The sequence below is a fragment of the Vulcanimicrobium alpinum genome, from assembly GCF_027923555.1.
Classification (GTDB): Bacteria; Vulcanimicrobiota; Vulcanimicrobiia; order Vulcanimicrobiales; family Vulcanimicrobiaceae; genus Vulcanimicrobium; species Vulcanimicrobium alpinum.
Genome location: NZ_AP025523.1, coordinates 2,930,840 through 2,943,450, shown reverse-complemented (window position 1 = coordinate 2,943,450; position 12,611 = coordinate 2,930,840). Strand labels below are relative to the sequence as shown.

The 12,611-nt window shown below is 68.9% G+C and carries 15 protein-coding genes; 2 read left to right on the top strand and 13 right to left on the bottom strand.

Going from position 1 to position 12,611, the window contains the following annotated elements:
- Complete coding sequence (locus WPS_RS15045; RefSeq protein ID WP_317995286.1) at window positions 1-855, bottom strand: purine-nucleoside phosphorylase; 855 nt, start codon at window positions 853-855, stop codon at window positions 1-3.
- Window positions 856-1,013: 158 nt separating this feature from the next.
- Here WPS_RS15045 and WPS_RS15040 point away from each other — a divergent pair, with 158 nt between their 5' ends.
- On the top strand, window positions 1,014-1,349 hold the full coding sequence (locus tag WPS_RS15040; protein WP_317995285.1) for a carboxymuconolactone decarboxylase family protein: 336 nt from the start codon (window positions 1,014-1,016) through the stop codon (window positions 1,347-1,349).
- Window positions 1,350-1,352: 3 nt separating this feature from the next.
- Here the strand turns inward: WPS_RS15040 and gpmI are convergent, their stop codons facing one another.
- Genes gpmI through WPS_RS15005 form a run of 7 tightly spaced genes read right to left on the bottom strand, consistent with a single transcriptional unit; the run spans window position 1,353 to window position 7,810 of the window.
- Window positions 1,353-2,900, bottom strand: coding sequence for a 2,3-bisphosphoglycerate-independent phosphoglycerate mutase (gpmI, locus tag WPS_RS15035; RefSeq protein ID WP_317995284.1), 1,548 nt, complete (start codon window positions 2,898-2,900; stop codon window positions 1,353-1,355).
- Window positions 2,897-3,658, bottom strand: a complete 762-nt coding sequence (gene tpiA, locus WPS_RS15030; protein ID WP_317995283.1) for a triose-phosphate isomerase — start codon at window positions 3,656-3,658, stop codon at window positions 2,897-2,899. Before tpiA ends, gpmI begins: the two co-directional genes overlap by 4 nt.
- Entirely contained in the window at window positions 3,655-4,839 is a 1,185-nt protein-coding gene (locus tag WPS_RS15025; RefSeq protein WP_317995282.1) for a phosphoglycerate kinase, read from the bottom strand. Before WPS_RS15025 ends, tpiA begins: the two co-directional genes overlap by 4 nt.
- A complete protein-coding gene (locus WPS_RS15020) occupies window positions 4,836-5,567 on the bottom strand; it encodes an NRDE family protein (protein ID WP_317995281.1) in 732 nt (243 codons plus the stop codon). The genes WPS_RS15025 and WPS_RS15020 overlap by 4 nt, the downstream gene beginning before the upstream one ends.
- Window positions 5,568-5,596: 29 nt before the next feature.
- Entirely contained in the window at window positions 5,597-6,613 is a 1,017-nt protein-coding gene (gene gap, locus WPS_RS15015; protein WP_317995280.1) for a type I glyceraldehyde-3-phosphate dehydrogenase, read from the bottom strand.
- Window positions 6,614-6,625: 12 nt separating this feature from the next.
- Window positions 6,626-7,525: a DNA-binding protein WhiA gene (gene whiA / locus WPS_RS15010; RefSeq protein ID WP_317995279.1), complete on the bottom strand. Its 900-nt coding sequence runs from the start codon at window positions 7,523-7,525 to the stop codon at window positions 6,626-6,628.
- 6 nt (window positions 7,526-7,531) lie between these two features.
- Window positions 7,532-7,810, bottom strand: coding sequence for an RNA-binding S4 domain-containing protein (locus WPS_RS15005; protein WP_317995278.1), 279 nt, complete (start codon window positions 7,808-7,810; stop codon window positions 7,532-7,534).
- A gap of 34 nt (window positions 7,811-7,844) precedes the next feature.
- On the opposite strand from WPS_RS15005, the gene WPS_RS15000 reads away from it, so the two are divergent.
- Window positions 7,845-8,864, top strand: coding sequence for a methionine synthase (locus WPS_RS15000; RefSeq protein WP_317995277.1), 1,020 nt, complete (start codon window positions 7,845-7,847; stop codon window positions 8,862-8,864).
- Between the two features lies 1 nt (window position 8,865).
- Here WPS_RS15000 and WPS_RS14995 read toward each other — a convergent pair whose 3' ends face one another.
- The 5 genes from WPS_RS14995 to WPS_RS14975 form a co-directional block, all read right to left on the bottom strand.
- Entirely contained in the window at window positions 8,866-9,255 is a 390-nt protein-coding gene (locus WPS_RS14995; protein WP_317995276.1) for a DUF4870 domain-containing protein, read from the bottom strand.
- A 95-nt stretch (window positions 9,256-9,350) separates the two neighbouring features.
- The gene (gene kal / locus WPS_RS14990) at window positions 9,351-9,785 is read right to left on the bottom strand and encodes a 3-aminobutyryl-CoA ammonia lyase (RefSeq protein ID WP_317997561.1); all 435 of its coding nucleotides are present in this window, start codon (window positions 9,783-9,785) and stop codon (window positions 9,351-9,353) included.
- Window positions 9,785-10,975, bottom strand: a complete 1,191-nt coding sequence (mazG, locus tag WPS_RS14985; RefSeq protein ID WP_317995275.1) for a nucleoside triphosphate pyrophosphohydrolase — start codon at window positions 10,973-10,975, stop codon at window positions 9,785-9,787. Before mazG ends, kal begins: the two co-directional genes overlap by 1 nt.
- A gap of 54 nt (window positions 10,976-11,029) precedes the next feature.
- On the bottom strand, window positions 11,030-11,959 hold the full coding sequence (locus WPS_RS14980) for a peptidylprolyl isomerase (protein ID WP_317995274.1): 930 nt from the start codon (window positions 11,957-11,959) through the stop codon (window positions 11,030-11,032).
- Window positions 11,960-12,066: 107 nt separating this feature from the next.
- A complete protein-coding gene (locus WPS_RS14975) occupies window positions 12,067-12,597 on the bottom strand; it encodes a DUF1003 domain-containing protein (RefSeq protein ID WP_317995273.1) in 531 nt (176 codons plus the stop codon).
- Window positions 12,598-12,611: the final 14 nt, after the last annotated feature.

Genomic DNA, 12,611 nt, shown 5'->3' with positions numbered 1-12,611 from the left:
TCACGACGTGCGTTCTTCGACGGGTTCCGCCGGCGGCGCCGGGTCGAGGTTGGCGACGATCCCTTCGACGAGGCGCGCGACGCCCTCCGCGCTGCGCTGCGAGACCTCGAGCACGTCGTCGTGCGAGGTCGGCGCGCCGCTGCCGTGGACGTTGGTGATCAGCGAGAAGCCGACGACGTCGCGTCCGAGCGCGCGGGCGGCGATCGTCTCCAGTACCGTCGACATCCCGACCGCGTCGGCGCCGATCGTGCGCAGGTAGCGGATCTCGGCCGGCGTCTCGTACGTCGGCCCGGTGAGCCCGGCGTAGACGCCGTCGTGCAGGACGATCCCGTACTCCGCCGCCATGTGACGCGCCAGTTCGCGCAGGTGCGGCGCGTAGGCGTCGACCATGTCGACGAACCGTGCGCCGGCGCCCGGGAGCAGCTCGACGCCGGTGAGCGGGTTCTGTCCGGTCAGGTTGAGCTGGTCGACCAGCAGCATCACGTCGCCGGCGCGGTAGTCGGCATTGATCCCGCCGGCGGCGTTCGTCAGCACGATCGTCTTCGCGCCGGCGAGCGCCGCCGCGACGACGGGATAGATCACCTCGGTCGCGTCGCGGCCTTCGTAGAGATGAAAGCGGCCGCTGAACGCGACGACGCGCTTATCGTGCAGCCTCCCGACGTGCGCCTCGCCGGCGTGGCCGGCGATCGTCGGTTCCGGCATCCCGTCGATCTTTCGATAGGGAATGGTCGTCCCGTCGATCCGGTCGCGAAGCACCGCCCCGAACCCCGACCCCAGCACGATTGCGCAGTCGAGATCGCCGCCGGCCTTTTCCCGAAGCAAACCGGCGGCGGCGTCGAGGCGTTTGCGCTTCATCGGCGCGCCCCTTCGACGGGCTTCCCCGCCGTTCATCGCCCGGCGGATTTAAAGTCGTCTGCGCTGATTGCGGCGTATCTGTGTCCGACCCGCGGTCACGAGGCCGCGGACGTCGCGCTGCCGCCTCGCCGGGGCGCCGGCGCTCGGGGAGTACACAGATGTCGACTCATTACGCCGAACACGCGGACCTCCAGCACGTCGCCGATCTGCAGCAACTCGCGCCGAAGGATTTTGCCGGTTTTGCCGCCCTCGATGCGATCGTCGGCCGCAAGGACGGTGCGATCCCGCAGAAGTACCGCGAACTGCTCGCACTCGCGGTCGCGTGCACCACGCAGTGTCCGTACTGTCTCGACGTGCACACCGGCAAGGCGAAGAAGGCCGGCGCGACGCGGGAAGAGATCGCAGAGACGGCGTTGATCGCATCGGCGCTGCGGGCCGGTGCGGCCGTCACGCACGGTGCTCTCGCGCTCAAGCTGTTCGACGCGGCGCCCTAAACCCTAGGCCACTTCCTCGGTGCCCGCGGAGGCGAGGAGGTTCGTCCCTGTCATCTCCGCCGGAACGTCGAGGCCGAGCAGCGGCAGCAGCGTCGGCGCGACATCGCCGAGTTTGCCTGCGGTCAGCCGTCCTTGAATGCCGTTCGCGATCAGCAGAAACGGGACGGGGTTGGTGGTGTGCGCGGTCAGCGGGTTGCCGTCGGCGTCGAGCTTCTCTTCGGCGTTTCCGTGATCCGACGTGATCGCGAGGATCCCGTCGGCGGCGAGCACCGCCTTCTCGAGCCGGCCGAGCGCGACGTCGAGCGTCTCGAGCGCCGAGATCGTCGCATCCCACACGCCGGTGTGACCGACCATGTCGGCGTTGGCGTAGTTCATCACGATCAGATCGTGGCGACGGTGCGAGACGTCTTCGATGGCGGCCGCGGTGATGTCGGCGGCCGACATCTCCGGCGCGAGATCGTAGGTCGCTACGACGCGGTTGGAGGGTACGAGGATGCGGTCTTCGCCCGGGAACACGTCTTCGCGCCCGCCGTTGAAGAAGTACGTGACGTGCGCGTACTTTTCGGTCTCGGCGAGCCGCAGCTGGGTGCGGCCTGCACCGGCGACGATTTCGCCGAACACGTTGAACTGCGGTCGGGGACCGAACAGCACCGGATTCGGAAAGTTCTCTTCGTAGCGCGTCATCGTGGCGAACGCGAAGTCGGCGTACCGGTGCACCGGGAAGTGTTCGAACGACGAATCGCTGAACGCGAGCGTCAGCTGACGCGCGCGGTCGGGACGGAAGTTGAAGAAGATGCAGGCGTCGCCGTCGGCGATCGGCCGCGGCTCGCCGACGATCGTCGGCTGCACGAACTCGTCGTTCTCGCCGCGCGCGTACGCGTCGCGCAGCGCGGCGCTCGCGCTCGCCGCGTAAAACTCCGCCTGCCCCTTCGCGAGCGCGTCGTACGCCTTGCGCGTGCGGTCCCACCGCTTGTCGCGGTCCATCGCGAAGTAGCGGCCGATGACCGTCGCGATCGCGCCGGGCCGCGCGCGCCCCGCGCAGTACGCCTCGAGGCGGTCGAGAAACGTTTGCGCCGAGCGCGGCGGCGTGTCGCGCCCGTCGAGGAAGGCGTCGATCGCGAACGGGACGCCGGCGTCGACCGCCGCGCCGATCAGCGCTTCGAGATGATCGAGCGAACTATGCACCTTGCCGTCGGAGACGAGGCCCAGGAGGTGCAGGCGTCCGCCGCTGCGCCGGACGTGCGCGAAGCAGTCGGCGAGCACCGGATTCCGCGAAAGCGATCCGCTCGCGATCGCCTCGTCGATCACGACGACGCCTTGCGGGACGACGCGGCCGCTGCCGATGTTGATGTGGCCGACCTCGCTGTTCCCCATCACGCCCGCCGGAAGCCCGACGGCCTCGCCGCTCGCCTCGAGGAGCGCGTGCGGATACGTCGCCAGAAAGCGCGTCCAGTTCGGCAGATCCGCCGCCGCGATCGCGTTGCCGTGCGTCTCCGCGGTCGTGCCCCAGCCGTCGAGGATGGCGAGAACGAGTGGGCGGCGACGGCTCACGCGGCGGCTCCTTTGCGCGCTCCCTCGAGCAGGGCTGCGAACGATGCTGGTTCGAGGCTCGCGCCGCCGACGAGCCCGCCGTCGATGTGCGGCTGGGACACGAACGCGGCGATGTTGTCGGGTTTGACGCTGCCGCCGTAGAGAATGCGCGCGTCGCGCAAGCCCGGGACGTCGGCGCGGATCGCGCCCATCACGGCGTTCGCTTCCTCGGGAGAGTCGGCCTTGCCCGTCCCGATCGCCCAAATCGGTTCGTAAGCGACGACGCAGCGCGCGATCTCGTCGTCCGCAAACCCGTCGAACGCTGCGCGCACTTGCCGGCGCACCTTGTCGAGCGCGATCCCCGCCGCGTGCTCCTCCGCCGTTTCGCCGACCGCGACGATCGGCGTCAGGCCGTGCGCGAGGGCGATCCGCGCTTTTTCCTTGACGCGTTCGTCGAGTTCGCCGAACATCGCGCGGCGTTCGGAGTGGCCGATCACGACCCAGCGCACGCCGCATTCGGTCAGCATCGCCGGCGCGATCTCGCCGGTGAGCGCGCCCTGCTCCGCCCAGCTCACGTTCTGCGCGCCCAGGCCGACGCGCGAACCCGCCAGCGCTGCACCGGCGGCGGCGAGCGCGGTGAACGGCGGGCACAGCACCGCGTCGACGTCATCGAGCGGGAGCGGACGCGCGCACAGATCGGCGATGAACGCCTGCGTCTGCGCGATCGTCTTGTGCATCTTCCAGTTGCCCGCGATCAGCGGCCGGCGCGCCGCGCTCACGGGCGCAGCAGCGCGGCGACGCCGGGGAGCGTCTTGCCTTCGAGAAACTCGAGCGTCGCGCCGCCGCCGGTCGAGACGTGCGTCATCGCATCGGCGAACCCGAGCGCGTGCGCGGCGGCCGCCGCGTCGCCGCCGCCGACGACGCTGATCGCGCCGTGCCGCGTCGCGTCGGCGATCGCTTCGCCGATCGTGCGCGTCCCGTTCTGATACGGCGGCTTCTCGTAGACGCCCATCGGGCCGTTGAAGACGATCGTCTTCGCGCCGCGCAGCACCGCGGCGTAGGCCTGCGCGCTCGCCGGACCGATGTCGAGGATCATCCCGCTCCCGACCGCGTCGAGCGCGACGACGCGCGCGGTCGCGTCGGCGTCGAACGCGTCGGCGACGACGGCGTCGGTGGGGAGATGGAGCGAGACGCCGGCGTTCCGCGCCGCGGCAATGATGCGCTGCGCCGGCGCGAGGTCGGGATCGCGCAGCGATGCGCCGACGTCGATCCCTTGGGCGGCGAGGAACGTGTTCGCCATCCCGCCGCCGATCACGAACGCATCGACTTTCCCGAGGAGATTCTCGAAGACGCCGACCTTGTCGACGACCTTCGCGCCGCCGATCGCGCACACGAACGGATGGACCGGCTCGTCGGTGAGCCGCGCGAGCGCCGCAAGCTCGCCCTCCATCAGCAAGCCCGCGTACGCGGGCAGGTCCGCTGCGACGCCCGCCGTCGACGCGTGCGCGCGGTGCGCCGTGCCGAACGCGTCGTTGACGTAGAGATCGCCCGATTCGGCGAGCCGGGCCGCGAACGCCGGATCGTTCTGCTCTTCCTCGGCGTGGAAGCGCACGTTTTCGAACAGCACGAAGCCGCCGTCGGGGAGTGCGCGCGAAGCGGCGACGCACGCGTCGCCGACGCAGTCGTCGACGAAGCCGACCGGCGTTCCGAGCAGTTCGGAGAGCCGCGGCGCGAGCGGGCGCAGGGAGTACTTCGGGTTGCGCTGACCGTCGGGGCGGCCCAGGTGCGAGAGGATCACGGTCTTCGCGCCCTGGCCGTGCAGGAGGCGCAGCGTCGGCAGCGCCGCGGTGATCCGCGTTTCGTCGGCGATCGCACCGTTTTTCATCGGGACGTTGAGGTCTTCGCGCAGCAGCACGCGGCGGCCGCGCACATCGGCGTCGCGCAAGGTCTTAAAGTTCATGCAGGGTCCTTCGCCGGGAGAGACGGTGCGCCGAAGCCGGGAGCGGCGAAATGAAGCACCGGCGGCGCGTGCGGATCGGCCGCGATGCCGACGAGCGCGCTTGCGACCGTTCCGAACTCCTCGCCCGCGATTGTGAGCCCGCGGTGCGGATCGCTCTCGTCGGTGACGCGCAGCAGCGCGAGCCACGCTTCCCAATCGTCGCGGCCGGGATCGGGCGGCGATGCGGCGCGCAGCGCGGGCATCGCCGCGCGATAGCGCGGGGCGTCCTCGACGTCGCAGCCCTCGGGGCTGACGAGGTGATGGCCCGGCGCGAGCACACGCACCGCGACCGTGCGCTCGTCGTTGACGATCGCGTACGCGCCGCGCCGGTCGGCGACGATCAGGGTGAAACCGCGATACGCGCCGGCCGGCGTGGCGCGGAGCGCGTCCGCAGCGTCGCCGGCGCCGGCGTGCCGCAGCGCGTCGACGACCAGCGTTCCGCGGCTGCGCTTGCCTTCGAGCGGACCCAGTCGCGACGGGCCGTTGACGATCGTCGCGAAGACGCCGTCGTCGTTGACGCCGAGCCAGCTCCCGCCGCCCAGACGGTCGCGCCCCGCCAGGATCCCGGGCGCATCGCGCCACCAGCGTCCGGGCGGATCGAACGCGCGGTCGCGCCGCTCGTCGCGGTTGGCGCCGACGAGCAGCGGCCACGCGTCACCGGGCCGGGAGAGCAGCAGAACGGTGCACATCGCCCGCGCTCAGCGGCGCGCGCTCGATCTCACGCGACGGCGGTCGGCAGCTTCTCGGTCACCATCCGCACCAAGTCGGCGAGGCGGCACGAGTAGCCCCACTCGTTGTCGTACCACGCCGCGATCTGGATGAGGTCGCCGTTGGCGTTCGTGAGCTTGCCGTCGATGATCGACGAGTGCGGGTTGCGCTTGAAATCGCTGGAGACGAGTTCTTGGTCGGTGTACTCGACGTACTCGCGCATCGCGCCGTACGCCGCCCCGCGCAGGATCGCGTTGAGGTCGTCGCGCGTCGTCTCTTTCTTCGTCTGCACGACCAGGTAGACCATCGAGACGGTCGGCGTCGGGACGCGCAGCGCAAAGCCGTCGAAGGTCCCCTTCACCTCGGGGATCGTGAGGTAGAGCGCCTTGGCGGCGCCGGTCGACGTCGGGACGATGTTCGTCGCCGCGTTGCGGGCGCGGCGCAGATCCTTGTGCGGCGCGTCGAGGATGTTCTGGTCGTTCGTGTACGAGTGGATCGTCGACATGAAGCCTTTGACCCAGCCGAGATTCTCCACGATCGGCTTCACCGCCGTCGCCAGACAGTTGGTCGTGCACGACGCGTTCGAGATGATGTGGTGCGCGCCGGGATCGTAGCGCTCTTCGTTCACGCCGAGCACCAGCGTGATGTCTTCGCCCTTGGCGGGCGCGGAGATGATCACTTTCTTCGCGCCGCCGCCGTCGATGTGCGCGCGCGCTTTGGCCGCGTCGGTGAAGATCCCGGTCGATTCGACGATGACGTCGACGCCGAGGTCCTTCCACGGAAGTTTCGCCGGATCGCGTTCGGCGAGGATGCGAATCGCCTTGCCGTCGATCGTGATCCCGTCCGACGTCGCGGTGACGTCACCCGGAAAGGTCCCGTAGTTCGAATCGTATTTGAAGAGGTGCGCGCACTCGGCGGCGCTGGTCAGGTCGTTGACCGCGGCGATCTCGATCCCGGGATGCCGCTCGAAGAGGGCCTTGGTGAAGTTGCGGCCGATGCGGCCGAACCCGTTGATACCGATGCGCATAGATCGCCGTCCTTAGGCGGAGGATACTTCGAGGTCCTCTCGGCCGCCGCGCAAACGCTTCACCAGGCGGACGAGCGCGGCGATGCGGCCGTTGATCGTCGCCTTGCCGACCGGCGGCGAGGCGCGCCGGCCGAGTTCGGCGAGGGTCTCGTCGGGATGGGCAAGGCGGAGCTGGGCCGCTTCGCGCAGCGCCGGGGTGAGGTTGCGCAGGCCGTACGCATCCGCGAGATAGGCGATCGCCTCGCGCTGCGCGGCTGCCGCAGCCGCCGCCCGCACCACGTTCGCAGCGTCGGTGTTGACGAGCCGGTGGATGCGGTTCTTCGTCTCCTTCACGGCGCGCACGTCTTCGAGGTGCAAGACGGCGCCCGACGCGCCGATCGCGCCGAGCACGGTGACGATCGCGTCGAGGCTTTTGAGATAGACGACGCGGCGCGCTTTGCGCAGCATCCGGCCGGGCTCGATCCCCTCGCTGCGGATCAGCGCCGCGACGCGTTCGGCCCGCTCCGCGTCGGCGAGCACGAACTCGAGATGGTAGCCGTGCTGCGGTGCCGCGACCGAGCCCGCGCAGAGAAAGGCGGCGCGCAGCTCCGCGCGGCGTTCGGCGCGGCGCTTCGGCTTCGGCGGCGGCGCGGTCGCGTCGCCGCCGAGGTCGATCTCGAACGTCGTCGCGCGGTAGAGCCGCACGTCGTGTCCGCGGCGCACCGCCGCGGCGCGCCCCGGTTCCTCGAAGAGCGTGCGCGCGAGCCGCGCGACCGCCGGCCGCCGCGTGCGGAAGACGAAGCCGCCGTCGTGCGCCTGCGCGCCGTAGTACCGCAGTCCTGCGCGCAGCGCCGCGCGGACGCCGGGATCGGCCGGAACGCTGCGCGCCAGCGCGTCCTTGGCATCCGCCGAGAGGCGCGCGCGTTCAGGCACGTGCGATCACCCGAGCCAATCGACGGGATCGTCTTTGCGCTCGTCGACGATCTCGTAGAGATCGGCGGGCTTGAGCGACGGCACGACGCGTTCGGGGACGAGCAGGACGCGCACGGTGAGAAACTTCGTGCGGTAGTGAAGCACCAGCACGTCGCCGGCTTTCACCTCGTAGCCGGGCTTGAGCGCGCGGCCGTCTTTGGTGATGCGGCCGGCCTCGATGCCGTCTTTCGCTTCCGCGCGCCGTTTCGCCAGCCGCGAGACTTTCAGAAACTTGTCCAAGCGCAAGGCCGGTGATCTTCGGACGTCGGAACACCGGGCCATGCCGTTCCGCACCACGATCGCCGGCAGCCTTCCAAAGCCGGCGTGGCTTGCCGAGCCCGAACGCATCTTTCCGACGTGGCGCCTCGACGGTCCCGAACTCGCCGAAGCGCAGCGCGACGCGACCCGCATCGCGGTCTGCGAGCAGCTGCGCGCCGGGATCGACACCGTGACCGACGGTGAACAGACGCGCAAGCACTTCGTGCACGGCTTCGCTGAACGGCTCGGCGGCGTCGATCCCGCGAAGCGGCAGAAGCGCGGGATACGCGCCGACCGATACGAGGCGGTGTGTCCGACCGTGACGGGTGAAGTGCGCCGCGTCGCGCCCGTGCACGTGGAGGAGGTTCGCTTCGCGCGCACGCTCACCGGCGGGACGCTGAAGATCACGATCCCCGGACCGATGACGCTGGTCGACACCGTCGTCGACGAAGCCTACGGGAGCCGGCGCGAACTCGCGTTCGCGTTCGCGCGCGCGATCCGAGCCGAGATCGTCGATTTGATCGCCGCCGGCGTCGACGTCGTGCAGCTCGACGAGCCGGCCTTCAACGTCTACTTCGACGAGGTCGCCGCTTGGGGGATCGACGCGCTCGACACCGCGCTCGGCGCGGCGACCTGTACGACCGCCGTGCACGTCTGCTACGGCTACGGCATCCCCGCGAACGTCGCGTGGAAGGCGAATCTCGGCGAGCGTTGGGATCAGTACGCGCACGTCCTCCCGCTGCTCGCGCGCTCGAGCGTCGATCAGATCTCGATCGAACTCGCGGGCTCGCACGTGCCGCCCGAAACGCTCGAACTCGCCGGCGACAAGACGCTTGCGATCGGCGTGATCGACGTCGCGACGGAACGGATCGAGACGCCCGACGATGTCGCGAACACGATTGCGCTCGCCCGGCGGTATCTGCCGGACGAGCGCATCGTCTGTTCGACCAACTGCGGGATGGCGCCGATGGCGCGCGAGGTCGCCTACGCGAAGCTTCGCAGCCTCGCCGAAGGCGCGCTGCTCGCCAGCGTCGGGCTGTAGGCTAGAGACTCGTCGACGCGGAGACCCAGCGGTCCGCGAGCGTCGAGATGAACGGCAGACGCATCGCCTGTCCCTGGAACGCCTTCACCGTCATGAGGATCCATGCGACGAAGTATGCGAGCCCGAGGATCATCTCGACGGGGAAGAGGATCAGCGCGAGGATCCCGAGGTGCAGCGCGGAGAGCAGCCCGACGACGACGTTGAGCCCGATGATGATCGCGAAGTAGACGACGAACATCACGATCGCTTGGACGGCGACGAATCGGACCCACTGCTGCGGCGGCTTGCCGAGCAGGATGATGAGGCCGCCGAGCCACGTGAAGAACGAGGCGATCCCGGCGGCGACGTTCGGCGCCAAGCCGAACGATGATTGAGACTGGTCTTGAATCATGGTTGGGCGACCCCTTATGAGCGCACGAGTCCGGTGAAAAAGGCCCGCAGCCGACCCAAGGAAACGGGCACGTCGAGGATTGTCCGTAGCCTCGATTACGGTTCGCTTACCGCCGCTGGGTTGCCTTGCGGCTTCGTCAGGTCGCGGTGACGTGCGTCACCGCGACGCTGATTCTCCGCCGGCGTCACGCAGGTGCCCCGCGCGCGCACGACCAGCAGCGGTTCCGCGAGCACGTCGGCGGCGGAGGGGCTGAGGTCGGTCCGCGCGGCGATCACCTTGTGCGCCTCGAACTCCATCGTCCGCGAGGTCGCTCCGGTCTTCGTGATCCGGCCGCGCGCTTCGATGTAGTCGCCGGCGTAGACCGGCGCTTTGAACTCCACCAGGTCGTAGGCGACGAAGAGGCCCTCGTCGCCGTCGCGGCGGATCAGCAGTTCGGTCGCCACGTCGCCGAAGAGGCCGAGGATGCGCGCCCCGTCGACGAGGCTGCCGCCGTAGTGCGCGTCGTGGGCGCTCATCCGCACCCGGATCATCACGCCGCGGTCTTCGCCTGCTGCCACAAGTCCTCGAGTTCGTCGAGCGTCATGTCGTTGAGCGCGCGGCCGCTTCCGACGGCGTAGGCCTCCATGTAGCGAAACCGGCGTTCGAACTTCGCGTTCGCGTCGCGCATCGCACCCTCGGCGTCGACGCCGAGCCGCCGGGCCAGGTTGACGACGGTGAAGATCACGTCGCCGAGTTCCTCGCGCACGTGCGGATCCTCCGGTTTGAGATCGCCGGCTTTGATCCGCGCATCGGCGAGCTCGCGCAATTCTTCGGAGAGCTTCTCGGTGATGTCGCGCGCGTCGGTCCAATCGAAGCCGACCCGCGCCGCTTTCTCCTGCATCTTCTGGCCGCGCTGCAGCGCGCCCATGTGCACGGGGATCCCGTCGAGCTTCGAGCTGCGGGACTGTCCCGTCGCCTCCTGCGCTTTCAGCTGCTCCCAGTTCGCCCACACCTGCTCGACGTCGGCGACCGCGACGTCGCCGAAGACGTGCGGATGCCGGCGGATCATCTTGTTCGAGAGCCCGTCGATCACGTCGGCGACGGAGAACTTCCCGCGCTCGGTCGCGAGCTGCGAGTGGAACACGATTTGAAAGAGCAGATCGCCTAGCTCTTCGCACAATTCGGCGTCGGTGCCGTGTTCAATCGCGTCGACGACCTCGTACGTCTCCTCGATCAAATAGCGTACCAGCGACGCGTGCGTCTGCTCGCGGTCCCACGGACACGAGCGCCGCAGCCGCGCCATGATCTCGACCAGGTCGTCCCAGGTGTGGTGCGTCGATCCCGGCGGGAGCGGGACCAGCGGCATCGTGATCGACGCCGAGAGCGTTGCGCGCGGCATCCCGGGGATGATCTCGGCGGCGATGCCGCGCCGTTCGAGCGCGCGCAAGAGCATCGGCAGGCCGAGAAAATCAGAGAGCGGGTTGCCGAGCACGCCGAGGCCCAAGTCACGCTGATCGATGCGATCGGCGAAGGCGTCGATCACCTCGCTCGAACCGCGCAGAAACAGCCCTTGGTCGGTGATGAGCGTCTTCTCGATCGCGACGCCGTCGCTCTCGAGGAAGCGCACCAGCTCCGGCGGCGCAAGCACCGTCGTCGCACGTCCGACCGCGCGCAGCGACTCGCGGCTGCCCAGCGTGAGCAGCCCCGGATCGCCCGGGCCTAGACCGACGATGCGAATCACGATGACGGGGAACTTCGCGAGGCGGGAGTCAACGACTCCCGCCTCGGCGATGCGCTACTTGGTGCCCGGTGATGCGGCCGCGGCGGGCGCCGGCGGCACCGCATCCTTGAAGCGGTCGTCGTAGATCTCGATCTTCGCGGTGCTGCGCAGGCCTTGGAGGAACACGGGGTACTGCTGCGAGGCCTGCTGCTGCGTGAGCTGCGCTTTGATCTGATCCTTGGTGCTCGCGAACGTCGCGGTCTGCGCGGGTTTCTTCTCTTCGACCTGAATGATGTGGTAGCCGAACGGCGATTTCACCGGCCCGACGATCTGTCCGACCTTCGCCTTGAACGCGGCCTCCTGGAACGGCGCGACCATCTGGCCTTTGCCGAAGAAGCCGAGTTCGCCGCCCTTGTCCTTGCTCGACGGATCGGTCGAGTACTGTTTTGCGAGCGCGTCCCAACTGCCGCCGGCTTTGAGTTTCTGCAGCACGGTGTTCGCCGTCGCCGCGTCGGCGACGAGGATGTGGCGCGCGCGCACTTGTTCGGGCTTGTCGTAGATCGCGTGGTTCTTCTCGAAGTACGACTTCACGTCGGCATCCGTCACCTTGACGTTCGGTCCGACGGCCTTGTCGATGATCACCTGCTGGCGCAGGATCTGGCGGACGTCGGCTTCGGTGAGCCCTTGCTGTTTGAGGATCTGGTCGAATTGGCCGGGCGGGTACTTCGCCTTGATCTCGTTTTCTTTTTTGGTGATCTCGTCGTCGGTCGCGCTGACGTTCTTGTCCTTCGCGTACTGATCGATCAGCGCCATCTGCACCATCTGGTTGAGAACTTGCTTCGCTTGCGGTCCGGTCTCGAGCTTGCGATCGAAATCGCCGCGGCTGATCTTCTGGCCGTTCACGGACGCGACGTCGCCTCCGCCGGAACCGCCCGAGCACGCAGCGAGCGAGATGCTGAGCGCGATCGCGCCGAGGCCGGCGACCGCGCGGTAGGTACGGGACATCAGTACTCCGTCAGATGGGTTGACGCGAAAAGAGCGGGAGCAAGGGCCCCCGCGCGACCTGCGCCGGGTTCGGCTCCGGCGGCGGCCGTCCTGTCGGCGCGAGCGCGCTACGGGACGACCTCGGAGCGGTTCGGGGTCCGCTTCTCGAGTTCGGCCGTCACGGCGTGCGGGTCGGTCGACTGGGAGAGCGCGACGGCTTCGGCGTCGGTCCGGTTGGGGACGGTCGGCATATCGCGGCGCAGTTCCTCGATCAGCGCGATGAGCTTGGCGGTCTTGCGATCGGTGAGCAGCGCAATTTGGAGCGAAAGCCGGTCGCGCTGTTCGTCGAGGGTGCTGCTGCGGTTGGCGGAAACCAGGATCATGATCGTGGTCAGGAACGCGCTGATCGTGACCGCGGTATCGAGCCAGTAGAACGGCGGCGCGTCGAGCGGGGGCCGGCCGGAAGCGATCAGCATCAGGTTGGCCGCGATCCAGGTGAAGATCGCCGTCATCGCCGTGTAGAGCGTGCGCGGCCGGCCGATCGCGAGCGTTGCACGCTCGATTGCGCGCGCGTGCTGCGACGCCTCGCTGAGCGCCCGGCGTTCCAATTCGGCGATCGAGTCGATCGTCTGGTCGACGGCGTCCGCTTCGAGATTCATTCCTCTACGTATCC

Excerpts from the sequence above, each read along its gene's own strand:
- WPS_RS15040 (WP_317995285.1), top strand. The coding sequence starts at position 1,014 with ATGTCGACTCATTACGCCGAACACGCGGACCTCCAGCACGTCGCCGAT.
- kal (WP_317997561.1), bottom strand. The coding sequence starts at position 9,785 with ATGATCCGGGTGCGGATGAGCGCCCACGACGCGCACTACGGCGGCAGC.
- WPS_RS14995 (WP_317995276.1), bottom strand. The coding sequence starts at position 9,255 with ATGATTCAAGACCAGTCTCAATCATCGTTCGGCTTGGCGCCGAACGTC.
- WPS_RS15045 (WP_317995286.1), bottom strand. The coding sequence starts at position 855 with ATGAAGCGCAAACGCCTCGACGCCGCCGCCGGTTTGCTTCGGGAAAAG.
- WPS_RS15025 (WP_317995282.1), bottom strand. The coding sequence starts at position 4,839 with ATGAACTTTAAGACCTTGCGCGACGCCGATGTGCGCGGCCGCCGCGTG.
- gap (WP_317995280.1), bottom strand. The coding sequence starts at position 6,613 with ATGCGCATCGGTATCAACGGGTTCGGCCGCATCGGCCGCAACTTCACC.
- WPS_RS14975 (WP_317995273.1), bottom strand. The coding sequence starts at position 12,597 with ATGAATCTCGAAGCGGACGCCGTCGACCAGACGATCGACTCGATCGCC.
- WPS_RS15000 (WP_317995277.1), top strand. The coding sequence starts at position 7,845 with ATGCCGTTCCGCACCACGATCGCCGGCAGCCTTCCAAAGCCGGCGTGG.
- WPS_RS14980 (WP_317995274.1), bottom strand. The coding sequence starts at position 11,959 with ATGTCCCGTACCTACCGCGCGGTCGCCGGCCTCGGCGCGATCGCGCTC.
- WPS_RS15020 (WP_317995281.1), bottom strand. The coding sequence starts at position 5,567 with ATGTGCACCGTTCTGCTGCTCTCCCGGCCCGGTGACGCGTGGCCGCTG.